We start from the raw sequence: 14,240 nt of genomic DNA, 5'->3' as shown, positions 1-14,240 counted from the left end.
AGGAAGCTGTCCTAAAAGTATAACTTTTGGACAGCTTTTTAGTAGTAATGAAGTGACGGATTATATCATTTTTTTAATTTTATTGAAAACGTTTTTATCAAGTTTTATAATAAAACTATATTTCCTCGCGTGAACTCCTAACTACAAATCTCCAAAATGAAAAAGAGGGAGATGATAATATGTTAACCTCACCTTTTTACTTACATACATGGGAAAAATTTGTGAATGAAGGTGTTCTTGATTCAACTAGAATAAATAAAAGAATTTTAGAATCGTGGCACCGCTGTAAAGAAGAAAATGTAAATCCGCACATACAAAAGGGTCTGAATATTTTGACTTATAATAAATTTAAGGAACAAAAGAAAAAAAGTGAAATCTTCCTTGATATTGCATTGCCACACTTACAAAATATGAAAAAGACAATAGACGAACTACAAATGATGGCATTATTAATTGACCCGGATGGCTATGTCCTTTCTATTACTGGAAACCAAAAGACATTAAGACAAGCTAAGCATATTAATTTTATAGAAGGGGTGAAATGGACAGAAGCAGCTGTAGGAACCAATGCGATTGGAACGGCACTTGCTACAGAAGAAGCGATTATGATAAGCGGTACAGAGCATTATTCTATTGCCTCTCATAGTTGGAGCTGTGCAGCTGCACCGATTCATAATGACGACGGAAAATTACTTGGTGTCCTTGATTTTTCGTGTCCGATTGAATGTTCACATCCATATATGCTCGGCATGGTCACTTCCATTGCACATGCCATTGAGCGCGAGTGTAGCATTCGGGTGTATCAACAGGAATTAGAATTACTTCATCGTTTTTTACATGTCACTGATAGTGGAGAACCAGTAGTGATATGTAATCACCGCCAAATTGTCATTTCTGCAAGTAAATCAGTTCGGAAACAAGTTCCAAATTGGTCACGGATAAAAGTAGATGATTTATTACATGATGGCTGGAATATTCGGATAGAAACACCTGTATATAATAATAATAGAATGATTGGGAAATGTTTATATTTAGCAGAAAAGCAGTCTAAAACAGTCCATTTATCCGCTTCGTTTCAGAAACCCATCCATTTTCCTGGAGTGATTGGAATCAGCGATACATTTCAGCGAACATTAGAAGAAATCAAACTCGTTTCTCAGACAGATGCCAGTGTATATGTGTGCGGGGAAACGGGAGTAGGGAAAGAGTATGTCGCAAGAGCGATTCATGAAAATAGTTCAAGAAAAAACGGTCCGTTTATAGCATTGAATTGCGGAGCATTGCCAAAGGAACTCATGGAAAGTGAATTGTTTGGTTATGTCGAAGGAGCATTCACGGGAGCGCGGCGTCAAGGGTACAAAGGGAAATTTGAACAAGCAAATGGAGGAACCATTTTTCTTGATGAAATAGGAGAGGTTTCACCAGAAATGCAAGTAGCTCTCTTACGTGTTTTACAAGAGCGCAAAGTGACTCCTATCGGCAGCATAAAAGAAGTGACAGTAGATATCCGGGTGATTACTGCAACACACCGTGATTTATTTCAACTTGTAGAGGAAAGAGAATTTAGGCAAGATTTATATTATCGATTACATGTTTATCCGATATATGTACCTTCTTTAAGAGAAAGAAGTGAAGATATACCGTATTTTATAAAAGATTTTTGTGAAAGAAAGAAGTGGGATATTCAATTTCCAACTAATATTTGTAACGGGTTATTACAATATGAATGGTCCGGAAATATTCGAGAGTTATTCAATGTATTAGAGCGCCTATATATTCTTTCGCAAGGGAAGGAAATAAATGAAAAGCAAGCTTCACTCATATTGCAATCTATGCAAGGAGATCAAAAAAATCTCTGGAAAGAAACAAAGGATATGAAGAAAGAACATAAGTTCACTTTCCGTGAAAAAATACAACGTGATGGAATGATTGAAGCATTACAAAAAACAAAGGGAAATGTATCACTTGCAGCAAAACTATTAAATGTTCCGCGCAGTACCTTTTATAAGCGAATGCAAAAGTTTCAATTGTAAAAGCAGGTACTGCTTCTTTTAATAAGCATATGTTTTGTCGGAATATACGCTTACCAGGGAAATGATATTATGAAGTTTCAATGTGTAATAGGAAAGAAATCAACGAATACAATATCATTGACGTTCCAATAGTTATAATGTTATATTTCAATTAGTTAGAATAAACAGAAAATTAAAAAAGAAGGTGAATGTATGTATCAACAGCCATTTGAATCATCTTATGAGTATGCAATCCAATGTGATAAACATGATGAACTTGCTGCTTTTCAAAATGAATTTTATAAGAAAGCAGATACAATATATTTAGATGGAAATTCATTAGGTTTATTATCTAAACGAGCTGAAAAGTCATTACTCACTATGTTAGATTCATGGAAAGAGTATGGAATTGATGGATGGACAGAAGGAGAATATCCGTGGTTTTTTCTATCGGAACAATTAAGTGAACATATCGCACCACTTATTGGTGCATTGCCTGAAGAAACAATTGTAACCGGTTCCACGACGACGAATATTCATCAGGTAATTGCGACGTTTTATGAACCGAAAGGAATTCGCACAAAGATTTTAGCAGATGAATTAACGTTTCCGTCAGATATATATGCTTTGCAAAGTCAAATTCGTTTAAAAGGATTAAACCCAGATAAGCATCTTGTTCGAGTGAAAAGTCGAGACGGAAGAACATTAGAAGAGGAAGATATTATTGCTGCGATGACAGATGATATTACTTTAATTTTATTGCCAGCAGTTTTATATCGAAGCGGGCAAATTTTAGATATGAAGCGATTGACGGCTGAAGCACATAAGCGTGGTATTCATATTGGGTTTGATTTATGTCATTCGATCGGAACGATTCCTCATCAGTTTCAAGAGTGGGGTGTTGATTTTGCGGTATGGTGTAACTATAAATATTTAAATGCAGGCCCTGGTAGTGTTGGCGGATTATATGTAAATAAAAAACATTTTGATCGTTTGCCTGGTCTTTCTGGCTGGTTTAGCTCGAGAAAAGATAAACAATTTGATATGGAACATACATTAACAGCAGCTGAGCATGCTGGAGCGTATCAAATTGGAACACCACATGTATTCAGTATCGCACCATTAATTGGCTCACTTGAGATATTTAAAGAGGCAGGCATAGGTCGATTACGTCAAAAATCATTACATATGACACGTTATATGCTACATTTGATTGATTATGAATTAAAAGATAAAGGATTCACAATTGGAAATCCTTTAGAAGATGAAAAACGAGGAGGACATATTTATTTAGAGCACCGAGAAGCTGCTCGCATATGTAAAGCGTTAAAAGCAAATGGAGTAATTCCTGATTTTCGCGCGCCAAATGGCATTCGCCTTGCGCCAGTTGCTTTATATAATACATATGAAGAAGTGTGGAAGTCTGTTCAGGTTTTAAAGAAAATTATGGTAAATGAAGAATATAAACAATTTGAAAATAAACGAGGGGTTGTGGCGTAAGATGAAGGCATCCGAATGGATTGATATTTCACAGCCATTAAATAATGAGATTGCAACCTGGCCAGGGGATACACCTTTCTCATATGAAGTATCTTGTACGAAAGAGCAAAGTGGGTCTGTTAATATTGGAAAGTTAACGATGAGCATTCATACGGGGACACATATTGATGCGCCGTTTCACTTTGATAACGATGGAAAGAAGGTCATAGATTTAGATATTCATGTGTATGTGGGGCCAGCGCGTATTATCGATGTTTCAAGTATGGGTTCTATTGGAGTAAAGGAATTGCAACCATTTGATTTAAAAGGCGTGGAGCGCTTATTACTACGTACTTCTTCGCATGGAAACGCACAAAAGTTTCCAAATACAATCCCATTTTTACATGCGGAGATTGCGCCATTCCTTTCGAAAAAAGGAGTCCGATTAATTGGAGTAGATGTACCTTCTGTAGATCCACTTGATGATAAAGAACTAGCAGCGCATCATCAATTATTTCAGCACGGTATTCATATTTTAGAAAATGTCGTATTAGATCATGTACAAGACGGAGATTATGAGCTGATTGCTTTGCCACTTGCTTTAACAGAAGCGGATGGTAGTCCAGTTCGTGCTATAATTCGACCATTATAACAGGGTGATGCATGATGCATAGAAGGGGTGTTACATAGCGATGACGGAAAATGAGAAAGTAATGATGGAAAAGGGAATTTATACAGATTTCAAGGAGAATATGACGTATGGAGAGTACTTGCAGTTAGATCGCTTATTAGATAGTCAAAACAGGTTATCTAATCATCATGATGAAATGCTGTTTATTATTATTCATCAAGCAAGTGAACTTTGGATGAAACTGATTTTACATGAGTTAAATGCAGCGATTGAATCTATTCAAAATGAGAAGATGGCACCTGCATTTAAAATGCTGGCAAGAGTGTCGAAAATTCAATCACAAATCATTCAATCGTGGGATATTCTTGCCACATTAACACCATCTGAATATATTGAATTTCGCGATTCACTCGGTCAAGCATCAGGTTTTCAATCATATCAATATCGAATGATTGAATATGCACTTGGTTATAAAACACCGCACGCATTAAAAATTTATGAAAAAGATCCAGAATTACATGCTCGCTTACATACAGCGCTTCATTCACCAAGCCTTTATGATGTAGCAATTCAGGCGCTTGTAAAAGAAGGCTTTCCAATCAATAAAGACGTACTAAGTCGCGATATTACGCAGCCTTACGAAGAGGACCCGACAGTTGAAGCGGCTTGGTTAGAAGTATATGCCGATGTGAAAAAATATTGGGATTTATATCAGCTTGCAGAAAAGTTAATTGATATAGAAGATTGGTTCCAACAGTGGCGATTCCGTCATATGAAAACGGTCGAACGTATCATTGGTCATAAAATGGGGACAGGTGGTTCGTCTGGTGTATCTTATTTAAAACGTGTATTAGACCAACGCTTTTTCCCAGAGCTTTGGAATGTACGAACGAAATTATAAATGTCACTTTACCTATAAGTTACGGTCTGTTATTTATTACCCCGTAAGTCGGCCTCTACATATGAAGTAAAGGCAATAATTACTTTTAACCACTGACATAATGGGATGAATAAGAAACTGCATATGCAGGTGAAGATGATGTTTCACAGAAGATAAGTCGGGGATTGTTGATGAAGAGAACTTTTGATAACGGGACGTTATGTTAAGTAGATATGTATATATGATTCATAAAAAATTAATCATTCCTTCTTTTAATTGATTTCATAAAGTTTTTTACACATAATTGTAACTAAGGGGGATGATTCCAAGTTGAGTAAACAGAATATTAGTACAACAGTTTCAGGAGATTTAATTGTTACCCATCTGATTGGCAAAATTGAAACAGATGATGTTAACGAATGGTTTAAAGGATTCGAGACAGTTTGTCAGCAATTCATTTCTGAAGGTCGGAAATACAAATTGTTGGTAGATAGAAAAGGGTACACTCCAAATCATTTTTCAGTTCAAAAAGCATGGAAAGATAAGTTTTTCAATGAAAACATTTTGAATCATAGTAAAGCAATTGCGTTTCTTCTTGAGGAAGGAGAGATAATGAATTATTTACAACAGTCCAATACAAAAGAATCTGTAAGTTTTTTTGATAATTATGAACAAGCATTGATTTGGTTGAATGAATATCCAATATAAAACCTTTAGGACTAGCATTTAGCTAATTCTTTTTTGCTGAAATCGAAACTATCGATAACGATAATTATGTAAATGAGCTGTCCATATGGGCAGTTTATTGTATTTTTTGCGTAGCGTGGGCTTTTGTTAATATGTTGGCGGGGCCCAATCGCCATCAAGCGAACAGAACGGATTGCCCCAAAACGATAAAAATGAACTTCGTTGTTATAAAAGACACAAAGTTTTCGTTTGGGGGATAATTTAAAACTTTAGATTGATGGGCATGCGACAGAATACTGGCAATATCTACGAATTATTTGTTATAAGGAGAAGAAATGGCTAGAACAAATAAAGATTTCAATAACAAAATAAATAAATTTATGGAAAAATATGAAATATATTTATTGCAAATGGTTATGAAAATACAATACTCGTAGGTATTGCCTTATTTTTATATACAACATGCTGGAAAACCAACGAAAAGAAACAAATGGAGTTTTTAATTCTAAAATATAAGAAAAAGAAAGGTGTAATCCTTCCTTTCATGATTCAGTATGTCCATTTGAATAGTTAGGAACGAAAAATGTATCTAAAGATAGTTATCTATGACAGTACATGTTTTCTTTTTAGAAAGTTATTAGTTATTCAATATGGCTTAAGTATTTTTGATCAAACCACAGTCAAAATTACAGAAAGAAGAGTTTTTAAGAAAAAGAGGATTACAGGAAGAAAGTTCAATAATTGTCACAATTTCTGTGTAAGTTTAATAAATTAGTATGTAATAATTTAACTATAGGGTTATTTGAATGTAATGGAGATAAATAGTTGAGTACGAAGTTTTGAGATTTTGTATTTAATTGTTCATTTTCGTTATACGTGTTTAACCCTCACTTACATCCATGATCTTAATATAGTAAGAAATTTAATAGGAGGGGACTAGTAGCATGAATAAAAAAATTCTAGGGCAGTTTAGAAAAATGGCTACCAATAAAAAAGGGTTAAGTGTTGCTGCAGTAGTGGTAGGAATTATGAGTACAACTTTAATTCCTCAAAATGCTTATGCACATGGATTCGTTGAAAAACCAGGTAGTCGTGCGGCTTTATGCAGTCAAAATTATGGCGCGCTGAATTCAAATTGTGGAAATATAATGTATGAACCGCAAAGTTTAGAAGCCCCTAAAGGATTTCCACAAGGTGGACCAGCAGATGGAAAAATTGCTTCAGCAGGGGGACTGTTTGGTGGGATTCTCGATCAACAAACAGCTGATCGATGGTTTAAGAACACGATTAAGGGTGGAGAAAATACATTCACTTGGAAATACACAGCTCCTCATTCAACAAGTCAATGGCACTACTACATCACGAAAAAGGGATGGAATCCAAATAAACCTTTAACAAGAGCAGATTTTGAACCGATAGGAACTGTAAAACATAATGGTTCTGCAGCATCTAATAATTTATCCCATAAAATTAATGTACCAACTGACCGTAGTGGGTATCATGTCATTTTAGCAGTATGGGATGTAGCTGATACCGTAAACGCTTTCTATAGTGTGATCGATGTGAATCTAATAAATGATGAAAAACCAGATACAGAAGCACCAACCCAGCCATCTGGACTACAAGTAGTAAAAACTACCTCAAATAGTGTAGAACTTAATTGGAAACCTGCAACAGACAATGTAGGGGTGAAAGAATATCAGGTGTTACGTAATGGGGAATTAATTAATACTGTAGTTGGTACAAGTGTAGTTGATAAAAAGTTAAGTCCCAATACAGAGTATACGTATACAGTAAAATCAGTTGATGCTGCAGGGAATATATCTAAGGAAAGTGAAACATTAGTTATTAAAACAACAGAGGAAAAACCAGATATAGAAGCACCAACTCAGCCTAAAGGATTACACAGTATGGGAACCACTATGAATAATATTGACTTAATGTGGAGTCCATCTGAAGATAATGTAGATGTGAGCCATTATATTATATACAGAGAAGTTGGAGAAGCTATGAAAGAAATAGGTACTGCTAATACAACTTCATTTATCGATAAGAATTTGAAAGCGAATACAACATATAAGTATGTAGTTTCTGCTGTTGATACATCTGGTAATGAATCAATGAAAAGTGATGCTTTAACGGTTACAACAAAAGGACAAGAAAACTCTTATGAACAATGGGATGCGTATAAAGCGTATAAAACAGGAGATAGAGTAGTTCATGCGGGAAAGGTGTACGAAGCAGTTCAGAGCTATCAAGGGAATGGGGATCTGAATTGGATTTTTGCCTTATCATTATGGAAAGAAGTGAACTAATGATGTCAATATTGATTCCTTTTAATTTTTAAATAATGGGAAACTTATGCTTCTTATTACAAGAATAAATCAGCGGCTCTTTATACTGCACCTCCACTTGTTAGACACAGTCTACAAGTGGAGGTGCAGTTTTTTATGACAATGTTAAAGCTGAAGTTAGAAATATTTCTTTGCTTTGAGTAGAATAGTAAGAATAAAAGTATATATGTGGAGGGACAGATGGTGGATTTTTGTAAACTGGAGGATGTATTTCGTCATAAGAAAGTACATGCATTTCTTGTATATCAAAAAGGTGAATACATAACAAAGTATTATAAGGAAAAAGAAAATGCAAATCATGTATATAAAATAAATTCTGTTACGAAAAGTATTTTGTCTCTCTTAATTGGTATAGCAATTGATAAAGGATATATAGAGGATATACATATTCCGATAAGGCAGTGGATTGAACATGTCCCAAAAGATAAACAACAACTAACACTTTATCATGTATTAACTATGACAACTGGAGAGGAGTGGAAAGAATTTGGAGATGGTGTTGTATTTCCTAATGATTTTGTTGAATCGAATCATTGGATTACATACGTTTTACAACGTCCACTCGTAGAAGCACCAGGAACAAAAATGAACTATAATTCGGGATCCTCTCATTTGTTAAGTTATATTTTACAAATTGCAACGGGAATGACAACAGTGGAGTTTGCAAAACGATATGTATTCGAGCCTTTAGAGATTACTGAGTATGAATGGCAACAAGATCCACAAGGAATTTATGTTGGTGGATTTGGTATGAAAATGAAAAGCGAAGACCTATTGAAATTAGGAATCTTATGTTTACAAGAAGGATACTGGAATGGGAAACAGATTGTATCATCAAGCTGGATAAAAGAATCAACGATTCCGCGTTATCAAACATATGGGCATGTGGGAGCGTATGGATATCATTGGTGGATTGTAGATCACAAAAGATTTCACATACCGTACTGTATATATTTTGCAATGGGATATGGAGGACAATATATATTTGTTGTTCCAAAATTAGAGCTTGTTGCTGTTATAAGCAGTAAAATGCCAAAACGAGGATTAGTCCCGTTACAATTATTTATTGCGCATCTGCAAGAAAATCTGTATGTATAGGAGAGAGCTATGCCAGATTATAACACCTGCAGCTTACATGTTTCACTTTATATCATGATAGTGTTCCTGTATGATGAAGTAGAGCTAAAAGGAGATGAAATATGAAAAGAAAGAAACTAATAGGTAGCATGATATGCACTGTATTCCTATTCGCATCATGTGATATATCAAATGATGAAATCGAAACGAAAGCACAAGATTATGCGAAAGCAGAATATGGAATTTCTGTTAATTTAAATCGAGTTGACATAAAAGGGGACGAAAAAGATTTATTATGGGGTCCAGATCTTCGCACCGCTTATGTGCAACAAGTTGATGAACCGCACGTGCAATTTCAACTCAATTTTGAGGGGCAAATTTCTCCTAAAGTAGAGAATGATAACTATAAAGTAAAGAAACAAGCACATGATGTACAGGAAAAATTTCATACATATTATGAAGAAATAGGGGATCATACGCTATTTACGTTTCATCAAATACAGACGGGAGATACTGTTTTTGATAAAAAAACTGAGAAAGAAATCAAAAAGAAAAATCAGAAGACGTATGTTACCGGAGTATTTCAAAGTAATATCTTTTTAGATATAAACAATTCCGAGCATATGGAACAATTAGCGGAAGTTGCAAGAAAAGTTCAATCATTTAATAAAACAATTGAAAATAATAGGATAGTTATAGAGGATATCACCATTTTGCTTCCAAACGCTAAGCAACATTTACTCCAAAATATTCCTGTAGACTACATATTAACTGCAGAAAATGCGAAACAGACGTTAGAAAAGAAAAATGAATATAAGAAAGCTTTACAGTTGACAAAGTAAAAAAGGAAATCTTTTAAGGTTTCCTTTTTTAAATAAGTATACAGTTTTTATTAATCGAAATTTCTTTTACCTATTCGTTTTTTGAAAGGTAATCCTCAAAAGTTTCTCCGTTTTCGTCTCAAATTCTATATGAACAAAAACACCATATTCTTTCCCGTTTTCACGTAACCAAAGTTTAAACTTTTCGACAGTCACATGAACAGTCTTTGGTGTTCTACCGATATGAAGATAATCAATAATCTTTGCTTTCGGATATTTTTCTTTCGTTTTTTCTACTGCTAGTTTCCCCCATTTTGCATAGGGCGGCTGTGCATGAACAATAGATAATCCGTCGTATGTATGAAAAGATGTTGATAAAAGTACAACACTTAACATGAAATATGTGCAAAGTCGTTTCATAAATAAACTCCTTTTTAATTTTTTTCTATTGTTTGCATAGAACAAAAAACATATAACTGTGGATTTTTTTGTCTTCTTTACATAAAAGCGCGCCGTTTACAAAACATAACCATGAATTCATTACTGTCTTTAAGGAGGGAAATACATGCGTAAAATAAGTATTCTAAAAATACTCATTTTACTTGTACTGATTAGTATATCCGTCATCGTAAGTAGCGAACAAACAAAAAATGTACAGGCCTTTTCTAATCAAGTCATTCAAAGAGGGGCATCTGGGGAAGATGTCATCGAATTGCAATCACGCCTGAAATATAACGGATATTATACAGGAAAAGTAGATGGTGTATTTGGATGGGGTACATATTGGGCACTGCGAAACTTTCAGCAAAAATTTGGATTACCGGTTGATGGACTAGCGGGTCCAAAAACAAAACAAATGCTTGTGAAAGCAACGAAATATGAGAAATCGTCTGCCAATAAAAGCGGTGGCGGTCAAAGTAATAAGCCAGCGCAAAACAAAGGGACCAATGTTCCAAATGGTTATTCTCAAAATGATATTCAATTAATGGCTAATGCGGTCTACGGCGAAGCGAGAGGAGAGCCGTATATTGGACAAGTTGCAGTTGCAGCGGTAATTTTGCACCGTGTAACGAGTCCATCGTTTCCGAATACAGTTTCGGGTGTTATTTTTGAGCCGCGTGCCTTTACAGCAGTTGCCGACGGCCAAATTTATTTAACGCCAAATGAAACGGCGAAAAAAGCAGTGTTAGATGCGATAAATGGCTGGGATCCAACTGGAAATGCGCTTTATTATTTCAATCCAGACACTGCAACGAGTAAGTGGATTTGGAGTCGTCCGCAAATTAAAAAAATTGGTAAACATATTTTCTGTAAATAGAGCGGAGGTGGAAAGATGTTACGAGGTATTATCATTGTACTATTAACAATTGGTGTTGTGGGGGCAGGATATTGGGGCTATAAAGAGCATCAAGAGAAGAATGCGGTATTGATTCGAGCAGAAAACAATTATCAGCGAGCGTTTCATGATTTAGCATACGAGGTCGATTTATTACACGATAAAATCGGAACAACTTTAGCGATGAATTCACGTTCTTCTTTATCGCCAGCACTGGCGGATGTATGGCGTCTTACATCTGAAGCGCGATCAGATGTTGGACAGCTTCCTTTAACACTATTACCCTTTAATAAAACAGAAGAATTTTTGGCGAATATCGGTGATTTTAGTTACCGCACAGCTGTTCGCGATTTAGAAAAAGAGCCACTCAATGACAAAGAATATAAAACGTTACAAAGTTTATATGCCAATGCAAAGAATATTCAAGATGAACTTCGCAAAGTACAGCATCTTGTACTGAAAAATAATTTACGCTGGATGGATGTAGAGCTTGCGCTTGCATCAAATAAAGATCCAGCCGATAACACAATTATCGATGGGCTGAAAACAGTTGAAAAAAATGTAACATCATATGCTTCAACAAACTTTGGTCCTACTTTTACGAGTTTGCAGAAAAAAGAAAAAGGTGGGTTTCAAGCTGAAGGGAAACCAATTTCAAAAGATGAAGCAGTTAAAATCGCAAAACGATTTTTAAACTTAAAAGGAAATGAAAAAGTAGAAGTTGAGAAAAGTGGAAAAGGCGCAAAAGAATCTTTTTACAGTGTGAAAATTAAAGATCCAAAAACAAATAATGAGTTTTATATGGATATTACCGGAAAGGGTGGATATCCAATTTGGGTCATAAATAACCGTGAGATTAAAAAACAAAAGGTTAGTTTAAATGACGCAGGAAACAAAGGATTAGCATTTTTGAAAAACCATAAGTTTACAAATATGGAACTGTATGATAGTTCACAATATGATAATGTTGGCGTATTTACGTACGTGGCAAATGAAAATGGGGTGCGGATTTACCCTGAAGCTATTCAAATGAAAATTGCATTAGATGATGGATCGATTGTTGGTTTTTCAGCAAAAGAATATTTAGCATCTCATCAGAGTCGAACCATCCCAACCGCAACATTATCAGCTGCTGAGGCAAGAAAAAAAATCAATCCAGATGTGAAGGTAATGGAAGAACGTAAAGCGATTGTTGTAAATGATTTGCATAAAGAAGTACTGTGTTATGAATTTATAGGGACGTTAGGGAAAGATACGTATCAAATCTTTATTAATGCAAATGATGGAACAGAAGAGAAAGTGAAGAAGATGCAAGCTGTGGAACATATGTATGATTAAACATCAAGAATAAGGTGGTGAACAGAATGAGAAAGTATATATATATGCTGATGATTAGTTTAGCTATCACTGGCTGCAGCGTCGGAACAAAAGATAATGCACGCGAAAAGCCAGAACAAAAAAATGTATCTATGCGTAATGTTACTTATACGAACCATAACAAACCAAATGAACAAGTAGCAGATCATCTCGCCTCTTTAGCAGCGAGTATACCGGGCGTGCGAGATGCAACGGCGGTTGTTATCGGTAAATATGCTGTTGTTGGTATCGATGTAAAAGCAAAGTTGGATCGTTCTCGCGTTGAATCCATTAAATATTCTGTTGCAGAAAGCTTAAAGCATGATCCAAACGGTGCAAATGCTGTTGTTGTCGCAGATGTTGATACGTATGAACGACTGAAACAAATGGGAAAGCAAATTAGACATGGCAAAGCGGGAGAAGGAATTCTTGATGAACTGGCTGCCATTGTCGGCCGTGTCATGCCGCAAGTGCCAAATGATATGATTGAAAATAAAGAAACAGATCCAATAAAAGATAATGATAAGCAGTTGCCGAAAAACGAAGAAAATGAGTTGAAAAAAGAACAGAAAGATCAATCGAATAATCACTTGCAAAGATAAGAAAAACCCCGCGTGTGGAAAGCGCGGGGTTTTTCTTCTTGAATAAATAGTGAAAATTCAGTTTGTTAATAAAGGAATATATGGTTTAATAAAAATAAAGAGAGAAAAAGGGGTAGTTTTATAAACTAGAAAGAATGGGGAAATGAAAATGAGCATACATACAGAAGACATTAAACTTGTTCCTTATAAAGAGGACTATAAAGAAAAAATCGCAACATTCACTTTACCTAGCGAACAAGTTCAGTTTACAGCAAATCCAAGTGACTTACTTGAAAAAGCAAAAGAAGACATTACAAAACATGTCGTTGTGATTGTAGATCAAGATGTTCCAGTTGGTATTTTTGCACTTCAAACAGGAGAAATCGTTAAGGAATATACAAATAATTCTGATGCAGTATTGTTAGTTTCTTTTTCAGTTGATTATGAAAAACAAGGAAAAGGCTATGCGAAAAGAGGATTGTGTTTACTACAAGAATATGTCACAGCGTACTTTCCAGGAACAAATGAAGTTGTTTTAGCTGTAAATGAACGAAATATTCCAGCACAAAAAGTATATTTAAAAGTTGGTTTTGAAGATAGAGGACAAAGAAAAATGGGGCCGATTGGAAGACAACTTATTTTATACTTATCAATCAAAGAACAGGAATGAATTGCGTAATCATATAGGCAGAATTTGTACTAAAAGGGCGTGAAAAATGATCTTTTTAATAAAATCGTTTAAAATTGTTAGTTAAGATATTTTATGAAAGGGCCAGCTTGTGTAATAAATAGGGTGGAGTTAAAATGATAAATAATGAAAGGATGTGTCAAATATGTCTATGAGTATTCTTGCCTTAGTATCCATACTATTATGGGGTGCAGTGACGCATGAACTCAGTAAACCTTCAAAAAAGCAAAATAACAGAAAGATTATAACTTTAACATCTTTAGGCTCTTTATCAACACTCGTTATCACTATTTCACTTATTCAAAATTTTTTGTTTTAAAAGAGAGGTTATCTCATGC

Annotated in this window: 12 protein-coding genes and 1 pseudogene; 12 read left to right on the top strand and 1 reads right to left on the bottom strand. The window is 35.0% G+C overall.

The window, feature by feature from the left end:
- Window positions 1-179: 179 nt before the first annotated feature.
- The 8 genes and pseudogenes from MR058_RS06060 (at window position 180) to MR058_RS06025 (ending at window position 9,962) form a co-directional block, all read left to right on the top strand.
- On the top strand, window positions 180-2,033 hold the full coding sequence (locus MR058_RS06060; RefSeq protein WP_242143111.1) for a sigma-54-dependent Fis family transcriptional regulator: 1,854 nt from the start codon (window positions 180-182) through the stop codon (window positions 2,031-2,033).
- 192 nt (window positions 2,034-2,225) lie between these two features.
- A complete protein-coding gene (kynU, locus tag MR058_RS06055; protein ID WP_242143110.1) occupies window positions 2,226-3,512 on the top strand; it encodes a kynureninase in 1,287 nt (428 codons plus the stop codon).
- A gap of 1 nt (window position 3,513) precedes the next feature.
- Window positions 3,514-4,143: an arylformamidase gene (gene kynB, locus MR058_RS06050; RefSeq protein WP_242143109.1), complete on the top strand. Its 630-nt coding sequence runs from the start codon at window positions 3,514-3,516 to the stop codon at window positions 4,141-4,143.
- A 40-nt stretch (window positions 4,144-4,183) separates the two neighbouring features.
- Complete coding sequence (gene kynA, locus MR058_RS06045) at window positions 4,184-5,023, top strand: tryptophan 2,3-dioxygenase (protein WP_242143108.1); 840 nt, start codon at window positions 4,184-4,186, stop codon at window positions 5,021-5,023.
- A 254-nt stretch (window positions 5,024-5,277) separates the two neighbouring features.
- Window positions 5,278-5,710, top strand: a pseudogene (locus MR058_RS06040) (STAS/SEC14 domain-containing protein).
- A gap of 923 nt (window positions 5,711-6,633) precedes the next feature.
- On the top strand, window positions 6,634-8,004 hold the full coding sequence (locus MR058_RS06035) for a lytic polysaccharide monooxygenase (protein WP_242143107.1): 1,371 nt from the start codon (window positions 6,634-6,636) through the stop codon (window positions 8,002-8,004).
- Between the two features lie 222 nt (window positions 8,005-8,226).
- Window positions 8,227-9,141 (top strand): serine hydrolase domain-containing protein, encoded by a 915-nt coding sequence (locus MR058_RS06030; RefSeq protein WP_242143106.1) that lies wholly within the window; start codon window positions 8,227-8,229, stop codon window positions 9,139-9,141.
- Window positions 9,142-9,242: 101 nt separating this feature from the next.
- On the top strand, window positions 9,243-9,962 hold the full coding sequence (locus MR058_RS06025; RefSeq protein WP_242143105.1) for a hypothetical protein: 720 nt from the start codon (window positions 9,243-9,245) through the stop codon (window positions 9,960-9,962).
- Between the two features lie 66 nt (window positions 9,963-10,028).
- Here the strand turns inward: MR058_RS06025 and MR058_RS06020 are convergent, their stop codons facing one another.
- Window positions 10,029-10,361, bottom strand: coding sequence for a YqzG/YhdC family protein (locus tag MR058_RS06020; RefSeq protein ID WP_242143104.1), 333 nt, complete (start codon window positions 10,359-10,361; stop codon window positions 10,029-10,031).
- A gap of 145 nt (window positions 10,362-10,506) precedes the next feature.
- Here MR058_RS06020 and sleB point away from each other — a divergent pair, with 145 nt between their 5' ends.
- From sleB to MR058_RS06000, 4 genes are all read left to right on the top strand, one after another.
- Window positions 10,507-11,259, top strand: a complete 753-nt coding sequence (sleB, locus tag MR058_RS06015; protein ID WP_242143103.1) for a spore cortex-lytic enzyme — start codon at window positions 10,507-10,509, stop codon at window positions 11,257-11,259.
- 15 nt (window positions 11,260-11,274) lie between these two features.
- Window positions 11,275-12,615, top strand: a complete 1,341-nt coding sequence (gene ypeB / locus MR058_RS06010) for a germination protein YpeB (protein ID WP_242143102.1) — start codon at window positions 11,275-11,277, stop codon at window positions 12,613-12,615.
- 26 nt (window positions 12,616-12,641) lie between these two features.
- Complete coding sequence (locus tag MR058_RS06005) at window positions 12,642-13,235, top strand: YhcN/YlaJ family sporulation lipoprotein (protein WP_242143101.1); 594 nt, start codon at window positions 12,642-12,644, stop codon at window positions 13,233-13,235.
- Window positions 13,236-13,383: 148 nt separating this feature from the next.
- Entirely contained in the window at window positions 13,384-13,884 is a 501-nt protein-coding gene (locus MR058_RS06000; RefSeq protein WP_242143100.1) for a GNAT family N-acetyltransferase, read from the top strand.
- Window positions 13,885-14,240: the final 356 nt, after the last annotated feature.

Source organism: Bacillus cereus group sp. BfR-BA-01430, assembly GCF_022663115.1.
Classification (GTDB): Bacteria; Bacillota; Bacilli; order Bacillales; family Bacillaceae_G; genus Bacillus_A; species Bacillus_A cereus_BD.
Note: the sequence above shows the minus strand (reverse complement) of the source record. Positions and strands in the feature narration are given on the sequence as shown.